The organism is Leifsonia sp. EB41 (assembly GCF_041262565.1).
Lineage (GTDB): Bacteria > Actinomycetota > Actinomycetes > Actinomycetales > Microbacteriaceae > Leifsonia.
Genome location: NZ_JBGCCJ010000001.1, coordinates 1,564,188 through 1,580,304, shown reverse-complemented (window position 1 = coordinate 1,580,304; position 16,117 = coordinate 1,564,188). Strand labels below are relative to the sequence as shown.

Below are 16,117 nucleotides of genomic sequence, written 5' to 3'. Positions count from 1 at the left end.
GCGCTCATGGTCTACCTTCGCTACTTCATCGGGCAGGGACAGGAGAGTCACGATACGCGTAGCATCATCGATAACGCTAGTGAATTCAACGAAACTGCCGCTTTATTGTTATCGGTAACTACAATCGGGATCTTCGACCCGTGCCGCTGGGGCATGGTTGGCGAAGCAGGATCTTGCCGGGCGTCGGGCAGGAGGTGGACATGCCGAATCGAGGGATGGGAGCCTGCGGTGGACATCGGTCGAGCGTGGCGCAAGTTCGTCCGGCGGTGGCGTGAGCCGCGGGTCGACACTGCGAGCACGAGCGACGACCCGTCGACGACGCAGACCCTTCTCATGGGGCTCGGCAGCGCGCTCCTCTCGATCGGGGTCGCCACCACCGACATCCAGCGCACGCTTCGTTCGGTGGCGACCGCGCTCGGTCACCCGGGGATGTCGATCGTCGTGCTGCCGACGGTGATGATCGTCTCGTTGCCCGGGGTGGAGAACCGCGGCATGCAGGCGATCACGCCGCTCGCCAGCGAAGTCCGTTTCGACCGTGCGGCGGACGTGTATCGCCTCGTGCTCGCGGCAGAGCGCGGTGAACTCACGGCGGAGGAGGGGATCGCCAGCCTCAAGGAGTCGCTCGCGCGGCCGCCGCGGTTCCCCGCCGGAGTGCGCGTCGTCGGTCACGGCGTCGCAGCGGCCGGGGTGGCGTTGGTGCTTCTCGGTGCCCAGCTCGACAGCATGGTCGGGGCGTTCGTCCTCGGGACCCTGGTCGGCGCTGCCAAGCTGGCAGTCCGGCCCGGTTCGTTCGGTGCGACGATCCTGCCGGTGTTCTTGTCCTTCGTCGCGGCGCTTCTGGTGTTCACGGCGGCTGAGGCACACCTCATCGCGATTCCGCTTCAGGTGCTCGTCCCCGCGATGGTGACCCTGCTGCCGGGCGCTGCGTTGACGACGGGGATCCAGGAGCTCGCATCGGGCGACATGGTTTCCGGCTCGAGTCGCCTGGTGTACGGCTTGACGCAGCTCGGCCTCCTCGCGTCGGGGATCGTCGCCGCCCTAAGCATCACCGGGCTCTCGCCCTCGACGGCGCTCTTCGCACCTGAGCCCGGATTCGGGGTGCTCGAGCCGTGGGTCGGCGTCATCCTTCTCGCCGCAGGGTTCTATCTCTACTACTGCGGCCCCAGCCGGTCCATCTTCTACCTGGCTTTCACGCTGCTCATCGCGTACGCGGCACAGGTGCTGACCGCCCAGGCCCTCCCGGCGGTCTTCGGCGGCTTCGTGGGTGCGTTCGCTCTCACACTGGTGGCGTACCTCCTGCAAGCCCTCCCCGGAGCGCCGCCCGCCGTGGTCTGCTTCCTCCCGGCCTTCTGGCTCCTTGTGCCGGGAGCTGCGGGGCTGATCGGCCTCACGCAACGGGTGCTCGGATTGGCACTCGATTCGCTGAGCCTCTTCACCATCCTCGGCTCGATCGTCGCCATCGCGCTCGGGGTGGTGTCCGGGACGGCGTTCTACCGGCAGATCCACCGGGTCGCCCCGTCCCGATGGGGGCTGCGGTTCGGCTGAGCCGCGCAGTGGGTTCGGTGAAAGAAAACTGGACTCTTGCCGAATGCCGACGAGCGGACGCACCATTCTGCCGGAGAGCAAGGACACCGTCGGCTCGCAGGGGCGCAGCCGCAGACGGTCCAGCCAGGGGGAGCCCCAAGCGCTACGTTCTCCCCGCAGCTGAGGGAGCCTGATGCGCGAACACTTCGGCAGAACGCTGAACGCGGGGGGACGGATCGTGATCGCCGCCGCGGCCGTGGCGGTGCTCGCGCTCGCCGGGTGTTCCGGCGAGGTCACGGACGTCGACCGTGCGCAGGCTCAGGTGACAGCCGCGGAGAAGGCGGTGACGGAGGCGCAGAGCGCGATGAAGGCCGCCTCCGACAGCTTCTGCACGGCGAGCAGGACGTACCTCCAGGCGCTGGATCGGTACGGCGACGTCTTCACGCAGACCACGCCCACCGTCGGCGATGTCCGAAAGGCCGGCTCCGACCTGGCCAAGCCGCGCGACAACGCCCTGGATGGTGCCGAGGCGGCGGTCGCGGCCCAAGCGGAGCTCGTCGCCGCTCAGAGGGAGCTCGCCGACGCGCGGGCCGCGTTGGAGCGGGCCAAGGCCGGTCCGTCGGGGACCCCCGCGACGTCCGCCACCCCGCAGCCGTCCGCCACCCCGCTCGCTCCGGCAGCGACCGTCGACCGGGTCAAGACGGCCGAATCCGAATTCGCCGCGGCTCAGAGTGCGATCACGGACACCACGCCGCTCGCCGACGCCTCCGTCCAGTTCAACAGTGCGGCCGTCGCCCTGGAGTTCTCCTGGCTGCGGCTGTTCGTCGACGCCGGCTGCGTGCCGGCGACCCAGACCGAGCAGGCCCAGGCCGCCGTGAGCGCGTATGTGACGACGCTGCAGCAGGATCTCGCCGCGGCCGGGTACTACACCGGCGCGATCGACGGCGTGTACGGGCCGCAGACGGCCGCGGCGGTGGAGGCGCTCCAGAAGGAGAGCGGGCTCCCGGTGACCGGCGCCCTCGACAAGGCGACGGCCGCGGCACTCCAGAGCAAGCTCCTGGCGGTCGGCGGAGCCGCGGCCCAGCAGGACACCGCGACCACGGCCGCCGTTCAACAGACCCTGAAGCTCGCCGGGTTCTGGGACGGGCCGGTGGACGGTGTCTGGACTCCGGCCCTGACCGACGCGCTCAGGTCGTTCCAGACCAAGCTCGGCGTCGAGCCGACCGGCGCCGTCGACGCCGCCACCATCAGCGCTCTGGAGAAGGCGATCGCCCAGGGGAAGCAGGCGACACCGACGCCGACGCCGTCGCCGTCGCCGACGCCGTAGGCATTCCCGTCGGGTCATCTGGCACCTCGATGGAGTGCGCGAGACCCGCGAAGGAATAGTGCGCGCGCAGGCGCTGTTCGGATCAGGGTTGCGCCCACCGCGCAGCAGATACCGACCGCTTACGTGTCCGCACACCGAAAGGCATGCCTCGATGGATCTGTTCTCCCCTGTTTCGCTCGGCGACCTCCACCTTCCCAACCGCGTCGTGATGGCGCCGCTGACCCGCACGCGTTCGGGTGAGGCCGGCATCCCGGGGCCGCTGGTGGCGGAACACTACGCGCAGCGAGCGAGCGTGGGCCTGATCATCACCGAGGGGACCTACCCGAGCCACGAGTCGCGGGCGTACCCGGGGCAGCCCGGCATCGTCACCGATGAGCAGATCGCCGGCTGGCGCGCGGTGGCCGACGCCGTGCACGCCAAGGGCGGCCGCATCGTCATGCAGCTCATGCACAGCGGTCGTGTCTCGCACCCGCTGATCAACGGGACGGACCGCATCGTCGCGCCGAGCGCCGTCGCGATCGATGGTGAGACGCGCACGACGACCGGGAAGGTCGCCTACCCGGTGCCGCACGCGCTCACCACCGAGGAGCTCGCGACGGTCCGCGACGAGTTCGTCACCGCGGCCACGAACGCCATCGCCGCAGGCCTCGACGGGGTGGAGGTGCACGGCGCCAACGGCTACCTGCTGCACCAGTTCCTCTCGCCGGTCTCCAACGTCCGCGACGACCAGTACGGCGGGTCCCCGGAGGCGCGGGCGCGCTTCGTGGTCGAGGTGACGTCGGCGATCGCGGAGGCCGTGGGGGCCGGGCGGGTGGGCATCCGGTTGTCGCCGATGCACAACATCCAGGACGTCTTCGAGACCGACCTCGGCGACGCCACCGCCACCTACGAGGCCGTGGTCGACGGGCTCGCGCCGCTCGGCCTCGCCTACGTGAGCGTGCTGCACAGCGAGCCGACGGGCGCTCTCGTGCAGGACCTCCGCGAGCGTTTCGGCGGCCCCTTCGTCGTCAACAGCGGGTTCAGCTCGGTCACCTCGCGGGACGAGGCGATCGCGCTGGTCGAGGATGCGCACGCGGACGCCGTGGCCGTCGGCCGTCTTGCGATCGCCAACCCGGACCTCGTGGAGCGGTGGAAGGGTGAGCACCCGGAGAACCAGCCCAACGCGGCGACGTTCTACGGGGCGGGCGCCGAGGGCTACACGGACTACCCGCGCCTGAGCGCGTAGGCGGCGCTACTTCCAGCGGAAGTGCACGAACACCCGGCCGAAGTTCTTCGAGTCCTTCTCGACCCGGTGGTACTGGGCCTTGATCTCCGGCTGGTCGAGGAAGCGCAGCACGCGCTTCTTCAGCGCGCCTGAACCCTTTCCCGGGATGATCTCGACCAGCGGGGCCTTCTTCGCGACGGCCTCGGCGATGATCCCGTTCAGTGCGCGATCGATGTCGCCGCCGCGGTTGTAGATGTCGTGCAGGTCGAGCGTCAGCTTCATCTGCTCATCCTGCACCCGGGCGGGTCGGGTGCGGGCTCACGGGCAGACGCGGACGAGCCGACCCTCGAAGCCGACGACGTCGCCGACCTGGAGCTGCCGTCCGCGCCGGCGGTCGACCTCGCCGTTCACGGTCACGTAGCCGTCGATGATGGCCTCCTTCACGTTCCCGCCGGAGTCGAGGAGCCCGGCGAACTTCAGGAACTGCCCGAGGCGGATCATGTCGCCGCCGATCGAGATGTCGTCTGCGCGAGGCTGGTTCGTCATCCTACGTAGATTAGCCGCTACTCCCGGGAGAGTAACCGCACCTACTCCACCGGCCGGATGACAGCGTTCGCGCGCCGGAAGAGGATGGGCCGAACGTTGCGATCCGTCCAGTGAAAGGGACTCCCATGTCCGCTGTGCCCACCTCTCCCGCCCCTGCCGCCGACCTCGTCCGCCGATCCCGGGAGGCGTTGAGCGCCCTCGCCGTGCAGTTCCTGCTCGGGATGGGCGCGAACCTCCTCGGCAGCCCGGAGGAGAACGTGGGCGCCGCGCGCGTCGTCGCGGGCATCGTTCTCGGCCTCCACGCGCTCGTCGGGATCGGGGTGATCGTCGTGGCGGTGCGGGTCTGGCTGACCGCCCGGCGTGAACGGGTCGCCAAGCGGGCCGCTCTCGCCGCGTTCGTCGTGATCGTCCTGACCTTCCTCGTCGGGGTCGGGACGATGATGTCGGGCAGCGCGTGGCTGTCGTTCCTGATGTCGGCCGGCTTCGTCGCGGCCGCGGTGCTGTACGTCGTGGTCGGCGCCCGGGCGCTTGCTCTGCGGGCGTCGGTCGTGCACTGACGAGGCTCGCTCCTCCTGGCCGGAGCGATGTCTCGGCCAGGAGGAGCGTCGGGTGCGACTACTGGTCGTCCTGGTCGCCCTGGTCCTCGCCGTGCGCGGCGCTGGTGAACAGCAGGCCCTTCGGTGTGACCGAGCCGAGGCCCGGGATCGGGGTGAGCGAGCCGTCGGTGAGGCCGAGGCGGGCGAGGGAGGTCGGACCGCTGTCCGGGGTGATGGTGGAGACGGCCTCGCCCGGCGTGAACGGTCCCGTGATCTCGTCGACGGCGTTGTGCGTCGGGTCGGTGGCCCACAGGGTGCGGCGCGACGCGGTCGCGAAGGCCGTGTCGTCGAGCGGCTGGGCGACCGAGAGCACCTGGATGCCGTGTCCGGCCCCGGCCCGCACGGACGGGTTCAGGAACAACAGCTGCTGGTCGCCCTGCGAGTCGAGCATGAACGAGCCGCCGAAGCGGGCGCTGGAGCGGGGCACGATCGTGTTGGAGTCCGGGTCGGTGAGGGCGAGCTGGACCGGCTTCCCGGCTGTGGCCGTGTTGGCGCTGGTGCCGACGCTGTTGTCGAACAGCACGGGGCTGAGCACCGCGTTCGTGCCCTGCAGAGCCACCCGGTAGGCGGCCGGGCCGTTCGGGACGGTCGGGTTGGAGGCGCTCACGATGATGGAGCCGTGCGAGACCGAGATCGCGTCCGTGCCTCCGCCGTGCGTCAGGCCCTGGTACGCGTAGCGGGTCGGGGCGGTGGAGCGCGTGGGGTCCAGGGTCAGGAAGCTGGAGTTCCCGTCCTCGTTGGCCGTCAGCAGCAGCCGGTGGTGCTCGGGGTCGGCAGTGAGGCCGTCCACCTTGCCGGTGACCGACCACGACCGGCCCGCGACGCCGGCGAGGCTGTACTGCTGAATCGTGGAGGCGGTCGCCCCGGACGGAGCGCCCTCCCCCATCGGGCCGACGCCGTTCTGGAAAGTGACGTAGATCGAGTCGCCGAGGCGCGTGATGTCGTCCGGGCCGGTCTCGGCGCCGACCGCGGGGAACGAGCGGACCGAGAACGACGAGTGCGCCGGCGCGGGGCTGGACGTGGTGGCGGCGGCGGGCAGCGCGGCACCGGCGACGGCAGTGGTCGCGGCGATTCCGGCGACGAGGAGGCAGGCGCGCGTACGCGAGAGCGCGGGGAACGGCATGGGGATTCCTTTCGAGGGCATGGCGGTGTCCGGGGGAGACGCCTCCACGGTAGGCAGGGTGTCCCCCGTTCACGGGCCCCCATCGGGTGAACAGGGGGGAAACGCGGCTGAGGAAGCTCAGAGGAACGGGGGTGCGCCGGAACGATTCTTAGCGCGGGCTTGGAGGGCCGTCCCTAGCGTTCGAGGGGTCCGACCCGATCAGTCGATCCAACCTCCGAAAGGGAGTCCCATGACCGAGCCGAACCATCCCGCCGTCCGCGAGAACAAAGTCCCGGAGCCCACCGCTTCCTTCTGGGCCATCAAGATCCTGGCCACGACCGTGGGTGAGACCGCGGCCGACCTGCTGGCCTCCAGCCTCCACCTGGGCACCCAGTTCACCTCGGTCGTGATGGCCGTGGTCTTCCTGGTCGTTTTCGCGGTGCAGTTCCGGAGCCGCCGCTACATCCCCGCGGTCTACTGGTTGACGGTGGTGCTCATCAGCATCGTCGGCACCCTCATCACCGACAACCTGACCGACGGCCTCGGTGTGCCGCTGGTGGTCTCCACCTGCGTGTTCGCGGTCGCGCTGATCGCCACGTTCGCGGTCTGGTACGGCGTGGAGCGCACGCTGTCGATCCACGACATCGTGACCAGGCGCCGGGAGGCGTTCTACTGGCTGGCGGTGCTGTTCACCTTCGCGCTCGGCACGGCCGCCGGAGACCTGGTGGCCGAGCAGCTCGACCTGGGCTACCTGGTGTCGGTCTTCGTGTTCGCCGTCGCGATCGCGCTGGTCGCGGTCGCGCACCGCGTGTTCCGGCTCGGGGCGATCGTGGCGTTCTGGATCGCGTACGTGCTCACCCGTCCGCTCGGCGCCTCGCTGGGCGACCTGCTCTCGCAGCCGACCTCGGACGGCGGCCTCGGGCTCGGGACGATCGTGACCAGCCTGATCTTCCTCGCCGCGATCCTGGCGCTCGTGGTGTACCTGACCGTGTCCGGCCGCGACCGCACGCCGGTCCCGGTCGCGGCCGGCCTCGACGAGGACGAGGACGAGCGCGTCCGCGCCTGAGCACGACACCCGGTCCCGAACGCACCGGACGCCCGGGCGCCGCCACACAGGCGGTGTCCGGGCGTCCGGCGCGTCGGGAGTCGGCTACTTCAGCGTCATCGTCTCCATCCCCAGATACGTCTTCGCCGCCCACGACGCCGGGTCGTCCGCGAAGTGCTGGCGGATGGCGCCGTTCTGGAGGGCGTTGTCGAGCGACATCATGATCATCGACTGGTCGAGCACGAGGCGGCGGTGGCCGATCGAGCCGGAGACCGGGTTGACTGCGTCGTAGAAGCCGCCGTCAGCCGTGTAGATGCCCGGGTAGAGCGTGCGCAGCTTCTGGATGTTCGCGTATGCGTCCTGCGGGATCACGCCGAGCGCCGTGAAGGAGGCGTGCGGGGTGACCACATCCTCCGTCGAGCAGCCCGGGCACTGGGCGAGCGCCTGGCCGGCCGGGAACTTCTGGCCGGTCGCGCCATAGATGCCGTAGCCGCCGGTGTCGTCGGCGGTGCTCGACGGCGACATGCCCCAGACCGGGTAGCCGAGGGTCTGGGTGGCGTACTTCTCCTGCACCTGCGCCGTGCGGACGTCCGCGAGGCCGAAGCCGTTCTGGCCCCAGGTGGTCTCCGGGACGATCTCGTTCGCGAGCATCGCCTCGAACATGCCGCCGCCCCAGGTCGGGAGGAAGGTCATCGACGTTCCGGGGTAGGTGTAATGACCCTCCCAGACATTGAAGACCTTGCCGCTCTGCGGGTCGGTGTACTTCTGCCAGTCACCCGCGACCGGCCACTGGCCCTGCCACGAGAAGTCGGGGTCCGTGGTGCACTGCTTCGGCGGGAGGGTGCGCCAGGTGCGCCACCACACGTCGCCGGGCATCTGGTGGAGGCCCATCCCGATGTACATCGCGATGCGCGGGTCACTGTAGATCGCGCCGTTGTGGTAGCCCGCAGGGCCCTGGCCGGCGTAGTAGCCGCCGTACATCTGGCCGGTGGGCTGGTTGCCGGCGATGGCCGGGTTGGTGTTGCACGCGGTCTGCGCCCGGTTGTCGTAGAAGATCGAGAAGTCCATCGGGGAGATGAGCGCGTCGATCTGCGTGCGGAGCTCGGGGAGCGCCTGGCGCGCCACCATCAGGCCGGACGCGTACCAGCCGTTGTCGACCGCCGAGAGGAACGAGCAGTTGTCGTGCTGCGGGGTCGTCTCGGTGGAGCAATCGGCGGCGCCGGGGTTCAGGATGGTGTGGCCGTTCGTGGTGTCGTACCACTGGAACAGGAAGCCGTGCGAGCGCTTCAGGGTGGCCACGGTGTCGAGCGTGGAGGAGATCAGCGCGCGCTCCTGCGGCCGCTTGATGATGCCGAGGTCACCGGCCGAGACCACGGCCTCCAGGTAGGTGCCGATGTTCGCGGCGGAGGTGTACTGGCCCCTGGTGGCGCCCGGCCCGAGGTTGTCGAGCGGCAGGTGCGTGGTGGGGTCGGTGTCCTTCTCGAAGAAGGCCCAGGTGTCCTTGGCGACCTGCAGGAGGCTCGCCTTCTGGGCGGCGGTGAGCGGCGCCTGGGCGCTCATGCCCTGCATGCCCTGCGCGGCTGTGCTCGCTGTGCCGGGGCTCGGTGTGCCTGGCGCCGTCGTCGCGAACGCGGTCTGCGCGGTCGCGAGCGACGCGACGGCGAGGACGGCTGCTGCGCCGGCCCGCACGATCGCGGTGGTGCGGCGTGAACGCCGCGGCGGATGGGATCTGGTCATGGGACGGTCTCCGTTTCGTGTCATCGTCGACAACTGCTCGCACGGGAACGCACTCCCGCGCAGAGCGATCACCCCGCGCAACGTATGCGCATACATTCGATCGCGCAAGACCTTGGGGAGAGGAGATCCGGTAGGCCCGCCCTGGCCGCTCAGGCGGCGAGCTGGGCGACCCACGCGCGGCGCAGGCCCTCGCGCGCCCGGTAGGTCAGGGCTGCGGCCGCGTTCGGGGAGATGCCCAGCACGCGGGCGACCTCCCTCGGAGTGAGCTGCTCCACCTCGCTGTACCAGAGTGCGCTGCGCCACCGCTCCGGCAGCGCGCCGAGTGCAGCGGCGACGCGCGAGCGCTCCCAGACCATGTCCTGGTGGTCGTCGGTCCACGGCTCCTCGCGGTACTCGCCCGGGTCTTCGACGGCGACCTCGTGCCGGGCGGAACCCCATCCGGCGGCGGCGTTGCGGATCGTGGTGTACAGGTAGGCGCGGAAGCCGCGGACCGGGCCGTTGCCGTTCCGGAGCGCCCGGAAGATCCTGGCGAACGCCTCCGCCACGAGGTCGTCGGCGTCGAAGGCGGAGGTCACGGAGGCCGCGAACCGGCGCCCGGCGACGGAGTGGCGCCGCCAGAGCTCCGCGAACGCCGCGGTGTCGCCTTCACGGCTGCGGGCGACGAGGTGGTCGTCGACGGTGGTGTCTGCGTACGGGCGCATGGCGGTTCCTTCCTGGGGCGGCCGCGCACGACGACGGGAGGCCGCCCCGACGATGCGGGCGAGGGCCGCCCTCCGGCGCGGAGGGGCTCGGATCGGGGCCCGGATCGGGTGCCGGATCGGGTGCTCAGCGGGGCGGGCGGCTGCGGGATGGAAAGAACCTAATTTCCGTGCGGAGGCGCTCGAAAGCCGATCCGGGACAGGGGAATGGCCGGTTTCGGACACGGCGATGGATCGCTAGCTTGCCTAGCTACGTGAGCTTCTAGATGTTCGATTGCCACGCCGATAGCAGGGCGAACGGTGCGAATCAAGCCCCCGGGCAAAACTTGCTGAGGCGGTTGAATAGCTCGAAGCTCTAGATACTTCACCACTCACTGCAGACTCCTGCCGAAGGGAATGCCATGACGATCGCGGTTAAGGCGGCACGACCGCTTCAGCACCGCTCCGGCCAGAGCGAGCACCTCGCGTGGCGCCAGCCGGTGCCGGGGCTCTGGGTCGCCGAGACTCCGTCCGCCTACCTCGGCATGATCGAGCAGACGGACACCGGCTTCACCGCGTCGGCCGCCGACGGCCGGACGCTCGGCGCGTTCAGCGTTCTCGCCGAGGCCAAGCTCGCGGTCTACGCGAACTGGTTCCGGCCGCAGAAGTCCGGGCTCTTCGGCCGGCTGCGGCGCGCATGACCGACGACGCAGAGGAGGTCGTGACCGACTGGAGCGAGCTCCTCCCGAAACGCGCCTACGTCCTCCGTTCGCCCTCCGGCGACGACCTGCTCTCCACGTACGGCGGTCCGGGTGAGCAGGCGGGTTCCGCGGTGTTCTTCGCGCACTCCCCGGAGGACGACGGCGAGCTCACCCTCGCTCCCGGCGACGGCTGGACGGTGCTGCGCAGCGTCCACGAGGCCTAGGTCCACGCCATGAGCACGGTGGCCGAGGGCAAAGCCCAGCTGCGGAAGGCCGCCCGCACGGCGAGTGGCAGCAAGCTGCTCGAGATCCCGGCACGCGGCGGGTTCGCCGCGAGCGGGCTCGTCCAGCTCCTGCTCGGCGGGCTGGCCATCCAGCTCGGCGCCGCACACGTGGGGGAGCCCGACCAGACCGGGGCCCTGGACGAGGTGGCGAGGATCCCCGGCGGCTTCATCGTCCTGTGGATCGCGGCCATCGGGCTGTTCGCCCTCGGGCTCTGGCTGCTGACCGAGGCCGTGCTGGTCAGGGCCGGGTCGGCCGCCGACCGCTGGATCGCGCGCGGGGAGGACGTGAGCAAGGCCGTCGCCTACGCCGTTCTGGGCTTCACGGCGCTCGCCTTCGCCGCAGGTCATCCGTCGCACGCCAGCACCACCACCCGGAAGGTCAGCGCGGGGATCCTCGCGTCCCCGGGAGGCCAACTCGCGCTGGGCGTGCTCGGCCTGGTGACCTGCGCGGTCGGCTGCTACTTCGTGGTCAAGGGCATCCGGCGCCGGTTCCGGGAGGACATCGAGGTGCCGAGCGGCGCCGCCGGGCGCGGGATCGTGGTCCTCGGGATGGTGGGCTACATCGCGAAGGGTGTCGTGGTCGCCCTTGCGGGTGTCGCTTTCATCCTCGCGGCGATCAGCGCTCAGCCTGCGACCGCGACCGGCCTCGCGGGCGGCCTGACCGAGTTGCAGGAGCTCCCGTTCGGCGGCGCCGCCATCGTCGTGCTGGGCCTCGGGCTCATCGCGTCCGGGGTGTACAACATGGCGCGGGCCTGGCTCGCGCGGTTCTGAGCTGCCCGGCGCGGTTCTGAGCCGCCATCAGTCGCCGAAGCGCTGGCCGGCGGGCCGTCAGCCGGTCGACGCGCGCGCGACGAGCTCGGCCGGAAGCTCGTGGATCTCGGGGGCGTCGCCGCCCTCGATGAGCGACAGCAGGAGGCGCGCCGCGACCGAGCCGAGCAGGTCGCCCGGCAGGGCGACGCTGGTCAGTGCCGGTGCTGTGACAGAGGAGGCCGGGAGGTCGTCGAAGCCGGCGACCGCGATGTCCTCCGGAACCCGCAGGCCCGCCCGCGCGCACGCGGCGAGGACGCCGTGGGCGAGGGTGTCGGAGGCCGCGATCACCGCGGTGGCGCCGGCGGCCCGCCAGCCGGGGAGGGCAGCCTCGGTCGCGGCCATCGCCTCGGCGATGTCCGGGCGGCTGCGGACCTGCGGCGTGGTGAGCAGCGCCATCCCGCGCCGCGCGGCCTCCGCCTCCAGCAGGGTGCGGCGCAGTTCGTAGGTCGCGGCCGGGGTGGAGCCGTCGAGGTAGCCGATCGTGGTGTGGCCGCGCTCGGCGAGGTGCGCGATCAGCGCGCGGACGCCGGAGGCGAGGTCGTAGTTGACCGTCGGAGCGCGGTCCTGGAGGCCGGGTGCGTCCAGCAGAACCAGCGGGACGCCCGCGGGCGCGTCGTCCAGGAACGCCACCGTCGGAGCCGACACGAGCAGGCCTGCCGGCCGCAGCGCGGCGAGACGGCGCACGTCGGCGACGGTCGGCTGCTCGCCGGTCGGCGACGCGAAGAGCAGGAGCTGGAAACGCGCGCCGAGGGTCTCCTGCACTGCGTTGATCACACGGCCGAAGAACGGGTTCGGGAGGTCGGGGGCGAGCATCACGACGACGTCGCTCGTGCCGCGGGCCAGCGCGCTCGCGGTGCTGTCGACCACGTAGCCGAGCTCCCGGACGGCGGCGCGCACGCGCTCCGCGTTCTCGTCGGAGATCCGGCCGCGGTGCTTGCCGTTGACCACGAGGGAGACGGCGGCGATGCTGGTGCCCGCCCGCTCCGCGACCATCGCGGCGGTCACCCGTTTCCGCTGAGGGGGAGGGGGCGGCGTCGACACCCGCTAATGATATCGGCGAGCGCTCCGGTTGCGCGTCAAGCGCTTTAGGTTTATCGTGTCAAACGTTTTACGTTCCTCGAAGAAGCGGAGGCTCCACCCGATGGAGAAGATCATCCTCGACTGCGATCCCGGTCACGACGACGCGATCGCGCTCATGCTCGCCCACGGAAACCCGGAGATCGAGCTGCTCGCCGTGACGACCGTCGCGGGCAACCAGACCCTCGACAAGGTCACCCGCAATGCGCTGTCCGTCGCGCGCGTCGCCGGGATCGCCGGCGTCCCGTTCGCGGCAGGCGCCGACCGTCCGCTGGTGCGGCCCGTCGAGGTCGCGCCGTCCATCCACGGCGAGTCCGGCCTGGACGGCCCCGTGCTGCCCGAGCCGCTGATCGAGCTCGACGCGCGGCACGCGGTCGACCTCATCGTGGAGACCGTGATGGCGCACGAGCCGGGCACCGTCACGCTCGTGCCGACCGGCGCGCTGACCAACATCGCGCTCGCCGTCCGCCGCGAGCCGCGGATCGTGGAGCGCGTCAAGCAGGTCGTCCTGATGGGCGGCGGCGTCCACGTCGGCAACTGGAGCCCGGTCGCCGAGTTCAACATCGTCATCGACCCGGAGGCCGCGGACATCGTCTTCAGCGCCGGCTGGAAGGTCGTCATGGTCGGCCTCGACCTGACGCACCAGGCGCTCGCTACCCCGGAGGTGCGCGAGAGCATCGCCGCCGTCGGCACCGCCCCTGCGCGCTTCGTCGGCGAGCTGCTCGACTTCTTCGGGCACACCTACTCGGAGGCGCAGGGCTTCGACAGCCCGCCCGTCCACGACCCGTGCGCGGTCGCGTACGTGATCGACCCCACGATCGTGCGCGCCGAGCGGATGCCCATCGCGATCGAGACCCAGGGGCGCCTGACCACCGGGATGACCGTGGCCGACCGGCGCGGGCCGGTGCCGGACGACTGTGTGACCTGGGCCGCACTCGAGCTCGACCGCGAGCGGTTCTGGGGCCTGGTCGTGGACGCGCTGGAGCGCATCGGAGACCCGGAGGCCGCGACCGCTGCCGTCCCCGCGACTGCCGCGACCGCGAAGGGAGCCGTCGCGTGACCGCCCCCGTCGCCACCTCCACGCCGACCGGCCGCCCGGTCCGGATCGCCGCCCTCACCGCTGCCCTGCTCGCCGCGTGCGTCGCGTTCCAGCTCAACGCGAGCATGCTCAGCCCCGTCCTCGTGACGATGGCGCGCGAGCTGCACAGCGACGACGCCACCATCGGCCTGTCGCAGACTCTGTTCTTCACGGTCGCCGCGGTGTTCTCGCTGTTCCTCCCGCGCCTCAGCGACATCGTCGGCCGCAAGCGCGTCCTGCTCGGGATGCTCGTGGTCATGTTCGCCGGAAGTGTGATCGCCGCGCTCGCCCTCAACGTCGAGATGCTTTTCGTCGGCCGCATCGTGCAGGGCGTCGCCGGGCCCGTCGTCCCGATCTGCCTGCTCATGCTGCGCTCGGAGATCTCCGACCCGCGCCGCTACGGCGCCGCGATGGGCCTCCTCACCGCCGTCAACGGCGGTATCGCCGGCATCGACGCCATCGCGGGCGGCTGGCTCGCGACGGCCTTCGGCTTCCGCTCGGTCTTCTGGGTGATCGCCGCCGTCACGGTCGTCGCCGTGGTCATGCTCGCCGCTTGGGGCGTCGACTCCCGGCCGTCCGCCGGCGTGCGGATGGACTGGTGGGGCGTACTCCCGCTGGCCCTCTCGCTCGCCGCGCTGCTGACCGGCCTCAATGAGGCGGGCAAGCTCGCCGCCGCGAACTGGCCGCTCGTGATCGGGGCGCTGCTGGTCGCCGGGCTCGCCTTCGCCGCGTTCTGGGCGATCGAGAACCGCCGGCGCGAGCCGCTGATCCCGACCCCGCTGCTCAAGCCGCGGTCCACCTGGGCGCTGCTGCTCACGACACTGCTGACGATGACCGGCGTCTTCGCGGTCGTCAACGGCCTGGTGACCTCCATCGCGCAGAACCCGGACGCCGGGTTCGGGATGGCGCCGGACCTCGCGTCGCTCGCCTTCCTCACGCCGTACGCGCTGGTCGGCTGGGTGGTCGGCCCGCTCGCCGGACGCCTCGCCCCGACGCTCGGCTACCGCCGCATCCTCCGGATCGGCCTCGCCGGCAGCGTGATCGGGACGCTCATCATGGCGTTCGTGGGCGTGCACTCGCTCCCGGTGCTGATCGCCGCCACCGTGCTGCTGGGCATCACCTATGCCGGCATCGCGAACATCATGCTGAACGGTCTGGGCATCGTGCTCTCGCCTGCCGCCAATCCTGGCTTCCTGCCCGGGCTGAACGCGGGCGCGTTCAACCTCGGCGCCGGACTGAGCTTCGCGCTGCTGCCCGCGATCCAGATCGCGACGGGCGCGACGGGACACTCGACGACCGGATACTCTGCGGGGATGATCCTCGGAGCTGTCATCACGGCCGCGGCGCTTGCCGTGTCGTTCCTGATCCCGCGTCCCGTCTCGGCCGAGGTGGCGCAGGAGGCCGGGCGATGAGCGCGGGCAGGATCGTCGTCGTCGGCTCGCTGAACGCCGACCTGGTCGTGCGCACCGAGCGGTTCCCGCGTGCGGGCGAGACCGTCTCCGGAGGCGACCTGCTGGTCGGCGCGGGCGGCAAGGGCGCCAACCAGGCCGTCGCCGCCGGCCGGATCGGCGGCGACGTCGCGATGGTCGGCGCGGTCGGAGCGGACGCGAACGGCGAGCTGCTGCGCTCGGCCGTTGCCGCGGCCGGAGTGGACACCTCCCATGTGACCGTCCGGGACGGCGTGGCGACCGGCACTGCTCTCATCACCGTGGCCGCGGACGGCGAGAACACGATCGTGGTCTCCGCCGGCGCTAACGGCTCGCTCGCTCCGGACGACCTCCCGGACAGCGTCTTCGAGGGCGCGGCCGTGCTCGGCCTCTGCCTGGAGGTGTCGCACGCGACCGTGCGTGCCGCCGCCGAGCGGGCCCGCGCGGCAGGCGCGACGGTGGTGCTCAACCCGTCGCCGTTCGGGGAGGCCGCGCGCGACCTCGTCCCGCTTGCCGACGTCCTGCTCGTCAACGAGGGGGAGACGGAGGCGCTGCTCGGACTGGCGGAGGGCGCGGTCGCGTCCGACCCGGCCGCTGTGCGCGAGGGGTTCGCCGCGCTCGGCATCGCCCGTGCGGTCGTCACCCGCGGGGCGGACGGCTGCCTGATCGTGGACGTCGACGCGGCCCCCGCGCACGTCGCCGCGGTGCGGATCACGGCCGTCGACACGACGGGCGCGGGCGACGCCTTCATGGGGTCGCTGCTCGTCCGGCTGGCGGAGGGCGACGCCCTGGTGGACGCCGCGCGGTCCGCGGTCGGTGTGGGAGGCTACGCGGCCGCGCATCCCGGCGCTCAGGCGTCCTACCCGGATCCCGCGCAGCTCGCGGCGTTCCTGGCGGAGCGCGCCACCGAGGCCTGATAGGCGCGGCCCCGAAGGGCACGTAAACGCCCTTAAAACGCCGTTTTGAGGGCGTTTACGTGCCC

17 protein-coding genes are annotated in these 16,117 nt (G+C 71.2%); 11 read left to right on the top strand and 6 right to left on the bottom strand.

The window, feature by feature from the left end:
• Window positions 1-228 precede the first annotated feature (228 nt).
• The 3 genes from ABH923_RS07790 (at window position 229) to ABH923_RS07780 (ending at window position 4,076) form a co-directional block, all read left to right on the top strand.
• Window positions 229-1,545: a threonine/serine exporter ThrE family protein gene (locus ABH923_RS07790; protein WP_370054767.1), complete on the top strand. Its 1,317-nt coding sequence runs from the start codon at window positions 229-231 to the stop codon at window positions 1,543-1,545.
• A 172-nt stretch (window positions 1,546-1,717) separates the two neighbouring features.
• Window positions 1,718-2,851 carry a peptidoglycan-binding protein gene (locus tag ABH923_RS07785; RefSeq protein ID WP_370054766.1) on the top strand — a complete coding sequence of 378 codons (1,134 nt, stop codon included), beginning with the start codon at window positions 1,718-1,720 and terminating at the stop codon, window positions 2,849-2,851.
• A gap of 151 nt (window positions 2,852-3,002) precedes the next feature.
• Window positions 3,003-4,076 (top strand): alkene reductase, encoded by a 1,074-nt coding sequence (locus tag ABH923_RS07780; RefSeq protein WP_370054765.1) that lies wholly within the window; start codon window positions 3,003-3,005, stop codon window positions 4,074-4,076.
• 6 nt (window positions 4,077-4,082) lie between these two features.
• On the opposite strand, the gene ABH923_RS07775 is transcribed toward ABH923_RS07780, so the two are convergent.
• The gene (locus ABH923_RS07775) at window positions 4,083-4,337 is read right to left on the bottom strand and encodes a Smr/MutS family protein (RefSeq protein WP_370054764.1); all 255 of its coding nucleotides are present in this window, start codon (window positions 4,335-4,337) and stop codon (window positions 4,083-4,085) included.
• 36 nt (window positions 4,338-4,373) lie between these two features.
• Complete coding sequence (locus tag ABH923_RS07770; protein WP_370054763.1) at window positions 4,374-4,601, bottom strand: RNA-binding S4 domain-containing protein; 228 nt, start codon at window positions 4,599-4,601, stop codon at window positions 4,374-4,376.
• Window positions 4,602-4,726: 125 nt separating this feature from the next.
• On the opposite strand from ABH923_RS07770, the gene ABH923_RS07765 reads away from it, so the two are divergent.
• Window positions 4,727-5,158 (top strand): hypothetical protein, encoded by a 432-nt coding sequence (locus tag ABH923_RS07765; protein WP_370054762.1) that lies wholly within the window; start codon window positions 4,727-4,729, stop codon window positions 5,156-5,158.
• A gap of 58 nt (window positions 5,159-5,216) precedes the next feature.
• Here ABH923_RS07765 and ABH923_RS07760 read toward each other — a convergent pair whose 3' ends face one another.
• A complete protein-coding gene (locus tag ABH923_RS07760; protein WP_370054761.1) occupies window positions 5,217-6,320 on the bottom strand; it encodes a hypothetical protein in 1,104 nt (367 codons plus the stop codon).
• A 229-nt stretch (window positions 6,321-6,549) separates the two neighbouring features.
• On the opposite strand from ABH923_RS07760, the gene ABH923_RS07755 reads away from it, so the two are divergent.
• Window positions 6,550-7,365 carry a hypothetical protein gene (locus tag ABH923_RS07755; RefSeq protein ID WP_370054760.1) on the top strand — a complete coding sequence of 272 codons (816 nt, stop codon included), beginning with the start codon at window positions 6,550-6,552 and terminating at the stop codon, window positions 7,363-7,365.
• 84 nt (window positions 7,366-7,449) lie between these two features.
• Here the strand turns inward: ABH923_RS07755 and ABH923_RS07750 are convergent, their stop codons facing one another.
• Entirely contained in the window at window positions 7,450-9,081 is a 1,632-nt protein-coding gene (locus ABH923_RS07750; protein WP_370054759.1) for a glucoamylase family protein, read from the bottom strand.
• Between the two features lie 149 nt (window positions 9,082-9,230).
• Window positions 9,231-9,782 (bottom strand): RNA polymerase sigma factor, encoded by a 552-nt coding sequence (locus ABH923_RS07745; protein WP_370054758.1) that lies wholly within the window; start codon window positions 9,780-9,782, stop codon window positions 9,231-9,233.
• 398 nt (window positions 9,783-10,180) lie between these two features.
• Here ABH923_RS07745 and ABH923_RS07740 point away from each other — a divergent pair, with 398 nt between their 5' ends.
• The 3 genes from ABH923_RS07740 to ABH923_RS07730 are packed head-to-tail and all read left to right on the top strand — an operon-like array spanning window position 10,181 to window position 11,514.
• The gene (locus ABH923_RS07740; protein WP_370054757.1) at window positions 10,181-10,459 is read left to right on the top strand and encodes a hypothetical protein; all 279 of its coding nucleotides are present in this window, start codon (window positions 10,181-10,183) and stop codon (window positions 10,457-10,459) included.
• Window positions 10,456-10,683 (top strand): hypothetical protein, encoded by a 228-nt coding sequence (locus ABH923_RS07735; protein ID WP_370054756.1) that lies wholly within the window; start codon window positions 10,456-10,458, stop codon window positions 10,681-10,683. Before ABH923_RS07740 ends, ABH923_RS07735 begins: the two co-directional genes overlap by 4 nt.
• A gap of 9 nt (window positions 10,684-10,692) precedes the next feature.
• Complete coding sequence (locus ABH923_RS07730) at window positions 10,693-11,514, top strand: DUF1206 domain-containing protein (RefSeq protein ID WP_370054755.1); 822 nt, start codon at window positions 10,693-10,695, stop codon at window positions 11,512-11,514.
• Window positions 11,515-11,571: 57 nt separating this feature from the next.
• On the opposite strand, the gene ABH923_RS07725 is transcribed toward ABH923_RS07730, so the two are convergent.
• Window positions 11,572-12,594: a LacI family DNA-binding transcriptional regulator gene (locus ABH923_RS07725; RefSeq protein WP_370054754.1), complete on the bottom strand. Its 1,023-nt coding sequence runs from the start codon at window positions 12,592-12,594 to the stop codon at window positions 11,572-11,574.
• A 100-nt stretch (window positions 12,595-12,694) separates the two neighbouring features.
• On the opposite strand from ABH923_RS07725, the gene ABH923_RS07720 reads away from it, so the two are divergent.
• From ABH923_RS07720 to ABH923_RS07710, 3 genes are read left to right on the top strand one after another with little or no spacing between them, the layout of a single operon-like run.
• Window positions 12,695-13,690 (top strand): nucleoside hydrolase, encoded by a 996-nt coding sequence (locus ABH923_RS07720; protein ID WP_370054753.1) that lies wholly within the window; start codon window positions 12,695-12,697, stop codon window positions 13,688-13,690.
• Entirely contained in the window at window positions 13,687-15,120 is a 1,434-nt protein-coding gene (locus ABH923_RS07715; protein ID WP_370054752.1) for an MFS transporter, read from the top strand. Before ABH923_RS07720 ends, ABH923_RS07715 begins: the two co-directional genes overlap by 4 nt.
• Window positions 15,117-16,052, top strand: coding sequence for a ribokinase (locus tag ABH923_RS07710; RefSeq protein WP_370054751.1), 936 nt, complete (start codon window positions 15,117-15,119; stop codon window positions 16,050-16,052). Before ABH923_RS07715 ends, ABH923_RS07710 begins: the two co-directional genes overlap by 4 nt.
• The last annotated feature ends 65 nt before the right edge of the window (window positions 16,053-16,117 follow it).

Coding starts and splice junctions, on each gene's coding strand:
- ABH923_RS07785 (WP_370054766.1), top strand. CDS start 1,718: ATGCGCGAACACTTCGGCAGAACGCTGAACGCGGGGGGACGGATCGTG.
- ABH923_RS07780 (WP_370054765.1), top strand. CDS start 3,003: ATGGATCTGTTCTCCCCTGTTTCGCTCGGCGACCTCCACCTTCCCAAC.
- ABH923_RS07775 (WP_370054764.1), bottom strand. CDS start 4,337: ATGAAGCTGACGCTCGACCTGCACGACATCTACAACCGCGGCGGCGAC.
- ABH923_RS07770 (WP_370054763.1), bottom strand. CDS start 4,601: ATGACGAACCAGCCTCGCGCAGACGACATCTCGATCGGCGGCGACATG.
- ABH923_RS07765 (WP_370054762.1), top strand. CDS start 4,727: ATGTCCGCTGTGCCCACCTCTCCCGCCCCTGCCGCCGACCTCGTCCGC.
- ABH923_RS07760 (WP_370054761.1), bottom strand. CDS start 6,320: ATGCCGTTCCCCGCGCTCTCGCGTACGCGCGCCTGCCTCCTCGTCGCC.
- ABH923_RS07755 (WP_370054760.1), top strand. CDS start 6,550: ATGACCGAGCCGAACCATCCCGCCGTCCGCGAGAACAAAGTCCCGGAG.
- ABH923_RS07750 (WP_370054759.1), bottom strand. CDS start 9,081: ATGACCAGATCCCATCCGCCGCGGCGTTCACGCCGCACCACCGCGATC.
- ABH923_RS07745 (WP_370054758.1), bottom strand. CDS start 9,782: ATGCGCCCGTACGCAGACACCACCGTCGACGACCACCTCGTCGCCCGC.
- ABH923_RS07740 (WP_370054757.1), top strand. CDS start 10,181: ATGACGATCGCGGTTAAGGCGGCACGACCGCTTCAGCACCGCTCCGGC.
- ABH923_RS07735 (WP_370054756.1), top strand. CDS start 10,456: ATGACCGACGACGCAGAGGAGGTCGTGACCGACTGGAGCGAGCTCCTC.
- ABH923_RS07730 (WP_370054755.1), top strand. CDS start 10,693: ATGAGCACGGTGGCCGAGGGCAAAGCCCAGCTGCGGAAGGCCGCCCGC.
- ABH923_RS07720 (WP_370054753.1), top strand. CDS start 12,695: ATGGAGAAGATCATCCTCGACTGCGATCCCGGTCACGACGACGCGATC.
- ABH923_RS07710 (WP_370054751.1), top strand. CDS start 15,117: ATGAGCGCGGGCAGGATCGTCGTCGTCGGCTCGCTGAACGCCGACCTG.